General features: G+C 61.7%; 15 protein-coding genes. 9 read left to right on the top strand and 6 right to left on the bottom strand.

What is annotated here, in order from left to right; all coding sequences use genetic code 11:
* The first annotated feature begins 4 nt into the window (after nucleotides 1-4).
* Together RHIZ70P_RS17955 and RHIZ70P_RS17950 are read left to right on the top strand one after the other, a co-directional pair.
* Complete coding sequence (locus RHIZ70P_RS17955) at nucleotides 5-640, top strand: TraH family protein (RefSeq protein ID WP_115671862.1); 636 nt, start codon at nucleotides 5-7, stop codon at nucleotides 638-640.
* 315 nt (nucleotides 641-955) lie between these two features.
* A complete protein-coding gene (locus RHIZ70P_RS17950; protein WP_115671861.1) occupies nucleotides 956-1264 on the top strand; it encodes a transcriptional repressor TraM in 309 nt (102 codons plus the stop codon).
* A gap of 3 nt (nucleotides 1265-1267) precedes the next feature.
* Here the strand turns inward: RHIZ70P_RS17950 and traR are convergent, their stop codons facing one another.
* Nucleotides 1268-1969, bottom strand: a complete 702-nt coding sequence (traR, locus tag RHIZ70P_RS17945) for an autoinducer-binding transcriptional regulator TraR (RefSeq protein WP_115671860.1) — start codon at nucleotides 1967-1969, stop codon at nucleotides 1268-1270.
* Nucleotides 1970-2227: 258 nt separating this feature from the next.
* Between traR and RHIZ70P_RS17940 the strand changes: the two genes are divergently transcribed.
* The 6 genes from RHIZ70P_RS17940 (at nucleotide 2228) to RHIZ70P_RS17915 (ending at nucleotide 7106) form a co-directional block, all read left to right on the top strand.
* Entirely contained in the window at nucleotides 2228-2659 is a 432-nt protein-coding gene (locus RHIZ70P_RS17940; protein WP_181904062.1) for a helix-turn-helix domain-containing protein, read from the top strand.
* Between the two features lie 228 nt (nucleotides 2660-2887).
* Entirely contained in the window at nucleotides 2888-3280 is a 393-nt protein-coding gene (gene tnpA, locus RHIZ70P_RS17935) for an IS66-like element accessory protein TnpA (protein WP_181904061.1), read from the top strand.
* On the top strand, nucleotides 3277-3624 hold the full coding sequence (gene tnpB / locus RHIZ70P_RS17930) for an IS66 family insertion sequence element accessory protein TnpB (protein WP_115671857.1): 348 nt from the start codon (nucleotides 3277-3279) through the stop codon (nucleotides 3622-3624). Before tnpA ends, tnpB begins: the two co-directional genes overlap by 4 nt.
* Before the next feature lie 45 nt (nucleotides 3625-3669).
* Nucleotides 3670-5323 (top strand): IS66 family transposase gene (gene tnpC, locus RHIZ70P_RS17925; protein ID WP_115671856.1). Its coding sequence is split into 2 segments (ribosomal slippage): nucleotides 3670-3798 and nucleotides 3800-5323, totalling 1653 coding nucleotides; the frame shifts between segments, so codons are not numbered across the junction.
* Nucleotides 5320-5904 carry a plasmid pRiA4b ORF-3 family protein gene (locus RHIZ70P_RS17920; protein ID WP_115671855.1) on the top strand — a complete coding sequence of 195 codons (585 nt, stop codon included), beginning with the start codon at nucleotides 5320-5322 and terminating at the stop codon, nucleotides 5902-5904. The genes tnpC and RHIZ70P_RS17920 overlap by 4 nt, the downstream gene beginning before the upstream one ends.
* Nucleotides 5905-6068: 164 nt before the next feature.
* Entirely contained in the window at nucleotides 6069-7106 is a 1038-nt protein-coding gene (locus RHIZ70P_RS17915) for a zinc-dependent alcohol dehydrogenase family protein (RefSeq protein WP_115671854.1), read from the top strand.
* A gap of 86 nt (nucleotides 7107-7192) precedes the next feature.
* Here RHIZ70P_RS17915 and RHIZ70P_RS17910 read toward each other — a convergent pair whose 3' ends face one another.
* The 5 genes from RHIZ70P_RS17910 to RHIZ70P_RS17890 all read right to left on the bottom strand — a co-directional run bounded on the left by RHIZ70P_RS17910 (nucleotide 7193) and on the right by RHIZ70P_RS17890 (nucleotide 12950).
* Nucleotides 7193-8509 carry a TRAP transporter large permease gene (locus tag RHIZ70P_RS17910; protein ID WP_115671853.1) on the bottom strand — a complete coding sequence of 439 codons (1317 nt, stop codon included), beginning with the start codon at nucleotides 8507-8509 and terminating at the stop codon, nucleotides 7193-7195.
* A gap of 82 nt (nucleotides 8510-8591) precedes the next feature.
* A complete protein-coding gene (locus RHIZ70P_RS17905) occupies nucleotides 8592-9110 on the bottom strand; it encodes a TRAP transporter small permease subunit (RefSeq protein WP_115671852.1) in 519 nt (172 codons plus the stop codon).
* Between the two features lie 7 nt (nucleotides 9111-9117).
* Nucleotides 9118-10206, bottom strand: a complete 1089-nt coding sequence (locus RHIZ70P_RS17900) for a C4-dicarboxylate TRAP transporter substrate-binding protein (protein WP_115671851.1) — start codon at nucleotides 10204-10206, stop codon at nucleotides 9118-9120.
* Between the two features lie 47 nt (nucleotides 10207-10253).
* Nucleotides 10254-11759 carry a class I adenylate-forming enzyme family protein gene (locus tag RHIZ70P_RS17895; RefSeq protein WP_115671850.1) on the bottom strand — a complete coding sequence of 502 codons (1506 nt, stop codon included), beginning with the start codon at nucleotides 11757-11759 and terminating at the stop codon, nucleotides 10254-10256.
* A 9-nt stretch (nucleotides 11760-11768) separates the two neighbouring features.
* Nucleotides 11769-12950, bottom strand: coding sequence for a thiolase domain-containing protein (locus RHIZ70P_RS17890; RefSeq protein WP_210209756.1), 1182 nt, complete (start codon nucleotides 12948-12950; stop codon nucleotides 11769-11771).
* Nucleotides 12951-13064: 114 nt separating this feature from the next.
* Here RHIZ70P_RS17890 and RHIZ70P_RS17885 point away from each other — a divergent pair, with 114 nt between their 5' ends.
* A complete protein-coding gene (locus RHIZ70P_RS17885) occupies nucleotides 13065-13634 on the top strand; it encodes a LuxR family transcriptional regulator (protein ID WP_210209755.1) in 570 nt (189 codons plus the stop codon).
* Nucleotides 13635-13765: the final 131 nt, after the last annotated feature.

Here is a 13765-nt window from a genome sequence, read left to right as displayed (position 1 = left end):
CAGGATGGTTGATGCCGCGCTCATTCAGAAATGCGCAGATCCTGCCCTGAAACCCGCGATCGTCGAATTGTTTATCGGCCTTGCAGGATCACAGAATCCGCTCGCCGTCACGGTAAGATCCGGAAACCGCGTGGTACTTGTCCCGAAGCCCGCCACGGCCGACGAGGCACTGGAGCTGATCCGCCAACATGTCGGGCGCAACGTCATTCGCGTCGGCATCACGCAATATCCGGCGGGTCTCGGCATCATGGCAGCCGGTGAACTGAAGCCCAATCTGGTCGATCCTTGTGAAAATATCCGGATGGGCACGACCCTCTTCGCCAAGGTCTATAGGATTGTGATGAAGTGGTATGGCAACCCCATAGAGAAAGAGGTTCTTCCGCAGGTGTTCGACGATGCGATCGTCGCCTGGCAGACGGGGTATTTCGAGGGAACGGCGGTGTTTCGGGCAGCGGATCCTGGCAAGGCCGAAGTGCCTGAACCAGACACCGAGGAGCATGTGAATGATACTGTTGAACGATCAACAGATGCCGCCAGCGAGGGAGTGAGCGTTCCTGTCAAGGACGGAGCCCGGAGCGACGATCCGAACAAGGCCGGGATCCGTGTCGATCTTTCTGAGATTGATGCTGACAGACCTTGATGCTCGCGAACCTCACCGCGCGCGCCGCGTGATCATGTGCATGTTTGCACTGGCGAAATTGGCCTTCGTTCTCTATAAGGGCGGATAGGGCAGTACGCGCTGCCCCGGGGTGTGGAAACCCCTATCTGGCGGTTGGGGCTGGCCGTTGCAGCACCAGAATCCTCTGACCGATTGGCCGGGGGCCTGTGACGTATGTCCAGGTGCTCCGGTACTAAAGGTCTCAGGACTGTCCAGGTACAGTTTCCAACCCCCGGCTTGGGATCAGGGATTAACGTTTGCGGGGGCGCACCGCGGACAAGCCGGAGACCGGATCGAATGACATCGGACGCGCCGACATCGGAAGATAAACTCGAAATGCGTCCCGTGTTCGGGCTGACGCAGGGTCTTTCCAAGGCTGATGTTGAAAGCTTGACGGTGGATGCAATTCGAACCCACCGGCGCCTGGTCGACGAGGCCGACCGGCTGTTCCAGGCTCTGCCCGATACCTACAAATCCGGCAAGGCGGTCGGCGGCGCTCAGCACCTCACTTACATTCAGGCCTGCATGGAGATGCACGCGCAGATGTATTTGGTGAACACGCTGGTCACCATTCTTGGCTATATCCCGAAAGTGTCGGTAAACTGAACCTCAGATCAGTTTTCTGCGAATGGCGATTGCGGTCAGATGTGTCAAAGTGTGGACGTTGAAGCGCTTTTTGGTTTCGGCGATCTTAACGCGCACGCTGTTGTATTTGACGCCTTCGAGGTCCGCTGCTTCCTCCATCGTTTTGCCGACAGCGATCCAGCTGAGATAGGCGGCCCCCTTGGGGTCGAGCGCAGTTGGCTCTTCGACACTCGGGGCCGGATCAGCGAGATTGATGCGGGCATGAAGCTGCGCTACCGCGGATGCAGCCTCGACAGGGTCGATCTCGCGGTCCAGATCGATTGCCGGCTTCTCCGAGGCGAGCGTGAATATCGCGAAGGAGCCGTATGCGGCTTTGATCGGGACTGTGATGCCGGATCGAATTCCGAAGTCTGCCGCATGCACGAAGAACGAGCGCTCCGCCGTGGAAGGTCGTGAGGTCTTCTCGCCGCTCCAGGTGAAGACCCGCTTCAGCGATCTGGCGCGTCGAATAACCGGATCGATCGCAAGATAGCCTCGCTTGAAATAGTTAGTCTGCCACTCCTGGTGATAGTTCGAGATTGCGATGGAGCGCCCTGGCTGGATATTGAGATAGGCATACCCTGCGAACCCAACCTGCTCGGTAAAGGTCGCCAGGGCGAGTTTCAAGATGCCTTCGTCGCCAGGGATGGCGGCGAGATCAGTCAACTTGTCCAGCCAGTATTGCATTTGAAATTCCTTGTAGATCGTCAGGTGGAGCAGATCATGCGATCCCTCTACGGGCAGATGAATCTAGATGCAATATGTGGCGGAGAAGTTGAAATGTCCTTTGTGGCGCAAGTTGAAATGTCACTGTGATCCGTCATAGGGCACGACGTCAGCCCCGATCTGACCGGCTGACCCGCGGGCACTCCGCCTGGCTCTCCCTTCTGGATTATGCCACACGCATCGGTCGATGCCCGGAGTGATGGCGTTGCCAGTCCGTTGATGGAGAAGCGGATCGAGGAAACCCTCTGCCTGGAACTGTTGCGTGGCTGGGCTGAATGCTCCGGGCTCAATCTGGAAACCGGCGCGCGAGGCGCGGCGCCGCGATATGTACGCGAGGCGGAGCGGCTGATTGATGATCGTGCGCAGGAGGCGTTGTCGATTACCGAGATCGCTGCGCAGCTCGACATTTCTGCGCGCAGCCTGTCCGAGGGCTTTCGACGCTTTCGCGGCATCACTCCGCATGACTATCTGACGACGCGGCGTCTCGATGACCTGCGTAAAGCATTGGAAGAAGCCCCGCCCGGAGAGACCATTTCTTCGATCGCCGGTACGCGGGGCTATGTGAACCTCACCGCGATGTCTGCCAGTTATCGGGGGCGTTTTGGCGAGAGCCCTTACCAGACGTTGCGCAACCGTCCGGGAAGGGCATGACGACCCGCCGATCATGACCTTTGGCCCCCTTAAGGATTCCGTCCGGAGCCGTGACTGCCGATCCGCTTCGGCTGGCGACTTTCGGATGCTGCGGTTTGCTTCCCATTTGGATCATCAGCTTCCGAAATGGATCGAAGCCAGGCCTGCGCCGTAACCCCACGGTGGGGACCGTCTTGCTCTGTGAGGCGGAACATCGGAAGTCCTAGTGGTAGCACTAGGAGTAGTCCTATGACGAAGCGGCAAGTTGAAGTGATCACGTCGGTTGAGCGCCGTCGGCGTTGGTCTCGCGAAGATAAGGAGCGCCTGGTTTCTGCCTGTCTTGAACCAGGGGCGGTTCTCTCCGAGATTGCGCGATCGGCTGGTATCCATGTGAGCCAGCTATTCCGCTGGCGCAAGGAACTCTGCCAGGTTCCTGCGGCTCCTGTTCAACAGCTTGCCCCCGTGCAGGTTGTCGAGGCTTTGCCAGTGCCATCGTTGACGGTGCGGCCGTCTGTGATACGTCCGCGCAAGAAGACCAGCGTGGTGACGATCGAGCTTGGCGGCGGCCGTCGCATCCGGGTGGAAAGCGATGTCGACATCGAGGCGCTCGGGCGCATACTGAATGTGCTGGAACGGCGATGATCCCGGTCCCCAGCGGCGTCAAGGTCTGGCTCGCCACCGGGCATACGGATATGCGCAAGGGCTTTCCGGGCCTTGCTCTGATGGTGCAGGAGACGCTGAAGCGCGATCCGATGGGAGGGCATTTGTTTGTCTTCCGTGGTCGCGGCGGCGGCCTGATCAAGGTGATCTGGCATGACGGCCAGGGAGCCTGCCTGTTCACCAAGAAGCTGGAACGCGGGCGGTTTATCTGGCCGTCGGCGGCCGATGGCACGGTGGTGATCACATCCGCCCAGCTCGGTTACCTGCTCGAAGGTATCGATTGGCGCATGCCGCAAAAAACCTGGCGTCCGACATCGGTTGGATAGAGAAAATGGCTGGAAAGATGGACACGAATATGATTCCATCTGGCCATGACAGAGGTGACCGATCAGCTTCCGGACGACCTTGCCAGCGCTCATGCGATGATCCTGGCAGAGCGTGCGGCACGTCGCGAAGCGCAAGCCGAGGCTGCCAGCGCCAAGGCGTTTGCCTCCCATTCCCGAAGCGTTGATTGCACGCCTGAAGTTGGAGATCGAGAAGGTCCGCCGCGAGCTTTACGGCAGCCGGTCGGAGCGCAAGGCCCGCCTTCTCGAACAGATGGAATTGCAGCTCGAAGAGCTGGAAGCCGACGCCGGCGAAGACGAACTGACGGCGGAGATTGCAGCCAAGGCCTCGACCGTCAGGGCTTTCGAGCGCAAGCGGCCGTCAAGGAAACCATTCCCCGACCATCTGCCGCGTGAGCGTGTCGTTATCGCTGCTCCCTCAAGCTGCCCGTGCTGCGGCTCGGTCAAGTTGTCGAAGCTCGGCGAGGACATCACCGAGACGTTGGAAGTGATCCCGCGCCAATGGAAGGTGATCCAGACGGTCAGGGAGAAGTTCTCCTGCCGGCAATGCGAGAAGATCAGCCAGCCTCCGGCTCCTTTCCATGTAACACCGCGCGGCTTTGCAGGACCGAACCTGCTCGCCATGATCTTGTTTGAGAAGTTAGGCCAGCATCAGCCGCTCAATCGGCAGAGCGAGCGCTATGCCCGCGAAGGTATCGGCCTCAGCCTATCGACGCTGGCCGATCAGGTTGGGGCCTGTGCAGCAGCGCTCAAGCCACTGCATGCGCTGATCGAGGCGCATGTTCTCAACGCCGAGCGCTTGCACGGCGATGACACCACTGTGCCGATTCTGGCGAAAGGCAAGACCGACACAGGACGCATCTGGACCTATGTGCGGGATGACCGGCCGTTCGGTGGAACCTCGCCGCCGGCAGCACTCTATTATGCCTCCCGCGATCGGCGGCAGGAACATCCCGAGCGTCATCTGAAGAGCTTCACCGGCATTCTGCAGGCGGATGCCTATGGCGGCTACAATCCGCTGTTCAAGGGAACCCGCGATCCCGGTCCGCTGACGCAGGCATTGTGCTGGGCGCACGCACGCCGCAAATTCTTCGTGCTCGCCGATATCGCTGCAAATGCCAAACGCGGAAAGAACGCGACACCGATCTCGCCGCTTGCGCTCGAGGCCGTCAAACGGATCGACGCCCTGTTCGATATCGAGCGCGAGGTCAATGGAATGTCCGCGTACGAACGCCGGGAGCGGCGGCAAAGGGACAGCTTGCAGCTCGTCACGGAACTCGAAGAATGGATGCGGACTGAACGAGCAAGACTGTCGCGCAGTTCCCCGGTCGCAGAGGCGATCGACTACATGCTGAAGCGCTGGAACGGCTTCACATCCTTCCTCGATGACGGCCGGATATGCCTGACCAACAATGCCGCCGAACGGGCGCTCAGAGGTTTTGCACTTGGCAGAAAGTCGTGGCTCTTCGCCGGTTCCGACCGTGGTGCCGATCGGGCTGCGTTCATGGCCACCTTGATTATGACCGCCAAGCTCAACGACATCGATCCGCAGGCATGGCTGGCCGACGTGCTCCTGCGCGTCGCCGACCAATCATCAGCACGGCTATCGGAACTGCTGCCATGGGAATGGAAGAACAATTTTGAGATTGGGCCTCCGGTTGAGAAGGCAATTGCTGCATGACCACATCCATCGCCCGCCTCAAGATCACGCTCGATGATGTCGAACCGACCGTCATGCGCCGCATCGACGTGCCGTTCGACATCAGGCTCGATCGGCTGCATCTGGTGCTTCAGGCAGCCTTCGGCTGGACCAACAGCCACCTCTACGAGTTCCGCATCAAGAACATCGGCTTCGGCATGCCGGACCCCGGCTGGGGCGACGGCCCGCTGAACGCGGCCAAGGCAACCCTTCTATCCGCGATCGAGGACACCGGAGCAAAATCCTTCAAATACCTCTATGACTTCGGTGACGGCTGGGAGCATTCGATCAAGATCGAGCGCATCGCTCCCGCACTCCCTGGGCTTCCGATGAGCCTGATCGACGCCATGGGCGCTTGCCCACCCGAGGATATCGGTGGACCATGGGGATATCAGGAGTTCATCGAAGCACTCGCCGATCCCACCCATGAACGCCATGAAGAACTCGTCGAATGGTGGGGTGGTGACCAGTTCGACACCCAGGCCATCGACAAGCCTGCTATCGAGCAGGCCTTTTGGGCACTTGCCAGAAAATGGACCCGCAAACCACGCTCAAAGGCCTGAAGCCCCGCGCCTGCGGTCTTCGCCGGATGGTTACCCTGCGCCTGCTCTCCCTGTTGTTCTAATGTCGCCACGGGTGCCGTTACACCTCACTATCCGGACAGGAGGCCGGTTTGTGCGATCTCTGTAATATCAAGCTGAGGGGCATACCCCCTAGGGAGGATCTGATGAAAGCGCTTGTCTATTACGGACCGGGCAAGAAAGACTGGGTCGAGAAACCCAAGCCGGTTGTGCTGGAGCCGACGGATGTCATCGTGAAAATCACGAAGACGACCATCTGCGGCAGCGACCTGCATATCCTGAAGGGCGACGTGCCGACCGTGACCGAGGGACGCACGCTCGGTCATGAAGGCGTCGGTATCGTCGATGAAGTCGGCAGCGCGGTCCGCAACTTCAAGAGAGGCGATCCCGTCCTGATTTCCTGCATCACGTCCTGCGGTTCCTGTCCGAACTGCAAGCGGCAGCTTTTTTCCCATTGTGACGACGGCGGTTGGCAGCTCGGCCATACGGTCGACGGCACGCAGGCCGAATATGTCCGCATCCGCCATGGAGACAACTCGCTTTATCCGATCCCGGCGGGGGCGGATGAGGAAGCGCTGGTCATGCTGTCCGACATTTTGCCGACAGGGCTCGAAATCGGCGTGCAGGCCGGCGGCGTAAAGCCCGGCGATACCGTCGCCATCGTCGGCGCGGGTCCGGTGGGCATGTCCGCACTTCTGACGGCGCAGTTCTACTCGCCGGGCAAGATCGTGATGATCGATATGGACCCCGCGCGTCTGGCGCTCGCCCGGCAGTTCGGCGCCACCGATACGGTTCAGGTCGGCGCAGAAGATGCCGCAGCGCAGGTCATGGCGATGACGGACGGGTGCGGCGTCGATGTGGCGATCGAGGCCGTCGGCGTACCCGCCACCTTCGACATATGCCAGAAGATCGTCTCGGCCGGCGGAAAGATCGCCAATGTCGGCGTCCACGGCAAACCGGTGGAACTCCATATCGACGATCTCTGGATCAAGAACATCAACATCTCCATGGGCCTGGTCAACACCAACACCACGCCGATGCTCTTGAAGACGGTGGAGGCCGGGAAGTTCGACCCGAGCAAGCTGATTACCCATCGCTTCACTCTCGACGAAATCCTCGACGCCTATGAAGTCTTCGGCAATGCCGCGCGCGAAAAGGCGATGAAGGTCATTCTCGCGGCCTGAAGCCTACCGGATGCCTAGGGCATACTGGAACTGAAATGACCACCGGGTTCCGATCGCGAACCCGGTGGCTTTCGCTTGTCCGCGCATCAGCGGCCCATCATGGTATCCGGCAACCATGTGACGATCACCGGGAAGAGGAAGATCAACCCGATCGTGAACATCTCCATGACCACGAACCACAGAGCGCCGCGGAAAACGTCGGAGAGGGACGTGTCGCGATCGATGCCGGCAATGACGAAGCAGTTCAGTCCGACCGGCGGGGTCATCAGTCCGATCTCGCACATCTTCACGCATAGAATGCCGAACCAGATCGGATCGAAGCCAAGGCCGGTCACGGTCGGGAAGACGATCGGCAGGGTGATGACTAGCATGGATAAGGCATCGAGAAACATGCCGAGCGGGATATAGAGCAACAGCAGGATGGCGACGACGAGATGCGGCGGCACGCCACTTTCGACGATGGCTTCGGCCACGATCTGCGGGATCTGCACGAGCGTCAGGAAGTAGCTGAAGATGCCGGCTCCGATCATGGTGAACAGGATCATCACCGTGGTTGTCGCGGTGGAGCGGAAGCTCTCGAGCAGGTTCGGCCCCAGTTGGGCCTTGTCGGACCGCGACAGAAGCAGCATCAGGAACGCCGCCAGCGCGCCGATGGCCGCCGCTTCCGTCGGCGTCACCAGTCCGAGATAAATGCCGCCGAGCACGAGAAGGAACAGCACCAGCACCTGCCACGCCTGGCCGGTGGCCCGCATGCGTTCGCCCCAGCCGGCACGCGGGCTGCGGGCGGCCTTGTTCATGGTGGACTGCCCCAGAATGGCGACGCCAACCATGAAGACGACTGTGGTGAGAATGCCGGGTATGAAGCCGGCGATCAGCATCTTTCCGGCGGAGACCTCGGTCAGGGCGGCGTAGAAGATCAGCAGCACCGAGGGGGGAATGAGAACGCCAAGCACGCCGCCGGCGGCAACCGATCCCGCAGCGAGGCGCGAATCGTAGCCGGCCTTCTTCATTTCCGGAATGGCGACTGCGCCGACGGTGGCGGCGGTGGCGACAGAGGAGCCGGAGGTGGCGGCAAAGCCCGCCGCGGTGAGGATGCCCGCCATGGCGAGGCCGCCCGGCAGATGGCCGACCCATTTGTTGGCCACATGAAACAGCCGTTTGCCGATCTGCGCGTGATGGGCGAAGGCGCCCATGAGGATGAACAGCGGGATGATCGTCAGGGAGTAATTGGCGGCGGAGGCGAAGGAAAAGGACTTCAGCCGATTGAGCAGAAAAGTGAGGTTTTCCACCATGACGATGCCAAAGGCGCCGGACAAGGCCAGGGCGGCAAAGACCGGCGTGCCGAGCGCCATGAGAACGAAGATGAGGCCGACGGCCAGTAGGGTGATGGCGTAGGTGTCCATGGAGTTTCCTGAAACGCTGCCGATCCGCGCGGCTTGCAGCCAGATGAAAGGGAACCGGGGCCATAACCCCGGTTCTGACGGTTCAGTGAGGGGCGTGGCCGGTTCGTGACGGTTCGGGCGGACGGCCTGTTACCGTCAGTGCCGCGCGAAGCAGGGCTTGCAGCGCGGCAAACCAGAGACCGGCGGCGACCGCCATCTTGGCCCACCAGATCGGCATCTGGAACGCGCCCCAGCGGAATTCGCGGATCGCGAAGGAATAGGCCGCCTCCGCGCTCGCCGGCCAGGCCAGCATTGCAAAGGCAAGCGCGGTCAGCGCGAAGGCGAGTGCCGTCGACAGCCGTGCGGCCCTGGTTGGCAACCGGTCGGTCAGCATCGTCACCCGGATATGGGCGTCATCGAGAAGCGTGACGCCCAGTCCCATGAAGGCGACCAGCACCATGGACATTTCCGACATTTCAAAAAGTCCGGGCACGGAGCGTCCCGCAACCGCCCGTGCGACGACATCCACCGAGATCCCCACCATCATGAAGGCGAGAAAGGCAAGCGCCACCCAGCCAGTGACGACGGCGATGCGCGTGAGGAAGCGGTTCACAACCAGCATGGCCGTCTCACAGCGCCGCCGCGATTTCACCCGGGCGCTTCAGCCTGCCGGAAGGCGCGTGCCTGGCGATCGACGCCTGGACCAGTTCCTGCATGGCCGCGCCATCGATACCGTTCGGCTTGGCCACTTTCTCGATCCACTGGTCGACTTCAGCCGGCTGGACGCGTGCGCGGGCCTTCGCCGTCTCCGCATCGGAAAGGGACGTGAATTTCACGCCTTCGGAAAGCGCCTTTTTCACGTAGTCGGTCAGTACCTGCTCGTAGATCTCGGTGAATTTTCCGGCGTAAAGCTCGTCGGCGAGATCGGTGCAGACCTTCTTGCCGGGGTCGGAAAGACCGTCCCACGCATCCCGGTTCATGACCGTTACGGCAGGCGCGTGCGCACCGTCGCCGATGTCGTAGAAGTTCGGCGCGATCTCGTGTAGCTTGTAGGCCACCGCCGTGACGAAGTCGAAACCGTAGACGCCGTCCAGAACGCCGCGCTCGAGCGCCTGATAAACCTCGCCGGCCGCCATCGGGACGGCGATGCCGCCGAGCCGTTCGATGACGTCGGTCGCGATGCCGTAGCCACGGATCTTCTTACCCTTGAGGTCCTCGATGGAATTGATCGGTTCCCGAAGCACCAGCGGCGCATAATTCCAGTTGGTCCAGTAGAGCACTTTGGAACGATGCCGCTGTTCCCATTCCTGCCTCAACGGCTCGAACTGTTCGTAGACGTCGCGGCAGACGAGTTGCAGGGTATCGGCGCGGTCGACGCGGTAATACCATTCCAGCCCGCGCGTCACCGGCACTTCGGCCTGATAGTAACCGGGTGAAATCAGGGTGATTTCGGATGTGCCGTCACGCACCGCGCTCAGGTGCTCGCCGACCTTGTTGAGGCTGCCGGCCCAGTAGCGCCTGATCGAGACCTCACCATTTGTGCGCTTCTCCAGCTCATCGAGGAACCAGCGGTCGATCCACGAGGGACCGGCGTTTTCCGTGACATAGCTGTCGAACTTCATCGACGTTTTGGCGCTGGCGCCGAGCGGTAGACCACCGGCAATGAAACTGGCCCCGGCCAGCAGGCTGGTGTTCTTCAGAAAATCGCGTCTTTTCATAGGTTATCCTCCCTTGTTGTCGCCGGGCTCCTCCGGCCCGGCGGTGATCATTGCGCGCTGGCTATGGCCCCCGCGCGAATTTCGGTTTTCAGGATCTTGCCGTAGCCGTTCTTCGGTAGGTCGGGCACGAAGACGTAGCGCTTCGGACGTTTGAAGGCGGCGATCTCGTTGCGGCACCAGCGGTCAAGATCGTTTTCGGCCGCGCTTTGACCCGGTGCGAAAACGACATAGGCGACAACCTGCTCGCCCCATTCCGGCTCGGGTTCGCCGATCACCGCCACCTCGAACACCGCCGGGTGGCGCAGGAGCGTCTCTTCCACCTCACGCGGGTAGATGTTGGTGCCGCCGGAGATGATGACGTCCTTCGAGCGATCGGTGAGGTAGAGAAAGCCATCCTCATCCATGTGGCCGAGATCGCCGGTGTGAAGCCAGCCGTCCCGCAGCGTTTCTGCCGTGGCGTCCGGATTGTTCCAGTAGCCGCGCATCACGGTCGGGCTTTTCACGCAGATTTCGCCGGTCTCTCCCGGTCCGAGCCGTTCTCCGCCCGGTCCGAGAATGCCGAGCGTGACGCAACCCTGAGCGATGCCGACGGAGGCGCGGCGCGCGCGCCAGCGCGGGTGAAGCTCATCCGCGACCATGTCGCGCCGCAGCACCGAGATCGTCATCGGTGTTTCACCCTGTCCGTAGATCTGCGAGAAACGGGGGCCGAACAGCTCCAGCGCCTCGTCCATGTCGCTGGCGTACATCGGCCCGCCGCCATAGATGATGGTGCGGATGCCTTCGCCCCGGTAAGCGCGCTCGCGGGCGGCGGCCACCAGACGTTTCACCATGGTGGGGGCGGCGAAGAACACCAGGTTGCCCCGGCCTTGCGCCAGATCGATGATTTCGCCGCAATCGAAGCCGCGCGAAGCCGGCACGATATGCGCGCCACCGGCGCGGATATGGGGAAGCATGTAAAGCCCCGCTCCATGCGACATCGGCGCGGCGTAGAGCATGTGGTCGCAGGCGCGCGCCTCGTCCACATCCAGCGTGTAGCACAGTGTCATCTGGCGGAGATTGTCATGCGAGAGCATGACGCCTTTCGGCTTTCCCGTCGTGCCCGACGTGTAGAACAGCCAGGCGAGGTCGTCGTCATCGAGAGCAAGCGGCGGCGTGACCGGCCCGCATGTCGGAACAGGCGCCGTCAGCGCCAGCTCCAGCCGGTCGGGACGAGGGACGAAAGTCTCGCCCTTGTCGGTGAAGGCCAGCGAAGCTTCGGCATTCTCCACGATCCACTCCGCTTCGAGCGGATGCAGCTTGCAGTTCACCGGGACGGCGATGGCGCCGATCCACCAGCAGGCATGCAGCACCTCGATATAGTCCGGTGCGTTCTTGGCGAAGATCGCCACGCGATCACCCTTGCGGATGCCGCAGGTTTCCGCGAGATGCCGGGCTCGGACGCAGACGGCCGCCAGCAATTCGCCATAGGTGCGGTGGAGCCGATCGCCATCATAGACCGCAGGCCGATCCGGCCAGACGAGGGCCGTCTGGTAAAGCCAGTGCGCGATATTCATGGCGTATCCTCAGGCCCGGTCGGCGTGCAGGATCGTGGCGTAGTTCGCCACCGCCGCGCCGCCCATGTTGAAGGCAAGACCCCATTCAGCGCCCTTGCGCTGCATGGCACCCGCCTGTCCCGTCAACTGCCGGAAGCCGAGCGCCAGCATGGATACGCCGGTCGCGCCGACCGGATGTCCCTTGGCCTTCAGCCCACCGGAAAGGTTGACCGGTGTACGGCCCTCCGGCATCACTGTGCCGTCGTCCAGTGCGGTGACGCCCTTGCCCTTCGGCGCAAGCCCCATGGCTTCGTAGATCAGAAGCTCGGCGGGGGTGAAGCAGTCGTGGACTTCGGCGAAGTCCAGATCCCCGGCAGTGATGCCTGTCTTGGCGTAGGCGGCGCGGATCGCCCGTTCAGGACCTTCAAAGGCGATGAAGTCGCGCCGGCTCATCGGTAGGTAATCGGAGACGTGTTCGGCGGCGGCGATGCGCACCCGGCGGCGTGCATCCCTTGCCGCGCCATCGGCGGAAGATAGCACGATGGCGGCTGCGCCGTCCGTCACCAGGGAGCAATCGCTGAGACGAAGCGGCGGGGCGATCAGCGGGTTGCGTTCGCTCACCTCGCGGCAGAATTCGTAGGGCATCGGCTTGTGCATATGCGCCAGCGGATTGTTCATCGCATTGGCGTGGTTCTTCGCGGCGATGCGGGCCATGGCATCCATCGGCGAGCCGTAGCGTTCGGAATATTGCTCGGCGGCGATGGCAAAAACCTGCGGAAAGCTCAGCGATGCCTCGAACGGGTCGTTCTGGTAGCCGGCCCCGGCGAGCGCCTGCGTGACCTCCTGGGTTGTGCGGTGGGTCATCTTCTCGGCTCCCACCACGAGTACGTTGCGGGCCTTGCCGGCTTCGATCAGGTTCAACCCGCCGTGGAAGGCCGCCGCTCCCGAGGCGCAGGCGTTCTCGCAGCGCGTTGCCGGCTTGAAGCGCAGGTCCGGATAGGCCTGATGGACAAGCGACGAGGGGAAGCCGTCGGCAACCAGTCCGGAATTGAAATGGCCGAGATAGACCGCGTCGATTTCCGTAGGGTCGATCGCAGCCTCCGTGACGGCCTCCCGAACGGCCTCGACGATCAGTTCCTCGAGTGTCTCCTGCAGCTTGCCAAACCGGGTGTGGCCGCTGCCGATGATGTAACTGCTGGATTTCATGTGCATTCCTCCCATGCCCGCAATGTTCCGGCGGACGGTCTCTGGAAACAATGCGTGAAAATACGTAGGTATCTACGTAGAAGTTACGTAGAAGCGAACGCAGCATGGGAGGAGCCCACCTTGGAAGACTATGCGATCCTGTCGGAAGAGACGCTCAATCTCACCGGCTTCATGGATGCGCCCATCGGCATCATGATACTGTCTGACCGGCGTATCTTGCGCGTGAATACCGAGATCGAGCAGATTTTCGGCTGGAACCGCGCCGATCTGGAAGGACAGTCGATTCGGGTGCTGTATCCCTCCAGCGTCGACTACGAAAAGACAGGCAGTCGCTGGCACCGTTGGCTGGAAAGCCGTCCGCGCTATGAGGACGAACGCTTCATGCAGTGCAGGAGTGGTGAGATCATCTGGACACGGGCGCGCGGTCGCACGTTGACGCCCGCCGACCCGTTCCACCTGATGGTCTGGACATTCGAGCATTTGCGGGACCGTCCGCCGAGTTCGGCGGTGTTGACCGCAAAGGAGCGTGAGGTGGCGCGCTATATCGTCAACGGCCACACCAGCAAGGAAATCGCCCAGTCGCTCGGCATCTCTCCGCGCACCGTCGAGGTCCATCGCGGCGCGATCATGAAGAAACTCGGCGTCCGTAATGCCGCCGAACTGGTCGCGCGGATGATCGTCGAGCGTTAACCTTCCCTCTTCCGGACGCCGCCGCCACGCGAGCGTCCGGAAACCGGACGTCCTCAAGGGATGGGTTTGGGATATGGCACCGCGTGCCTGCAAGGCGGGCATCAAGTATCGGCGCGGAGAAGATCGTGCTG

It is taken from the genome of Paenirhizobium selenitireducens ATCC BAA-1503 (genome assembly GCF_900492185.1).
Classification (GTDB): Bacteria; Pseudomonadota; Alphaproteobacteria; order Rhizobiales; family Rhizobiaceae; genus Allorhizobium; species Allorhizobium selenitireducens_A.
Note: the sequence above shows the minus strand (reverse complement) of the source record. Positions and strands in the feature narration are given on the sequence as shown.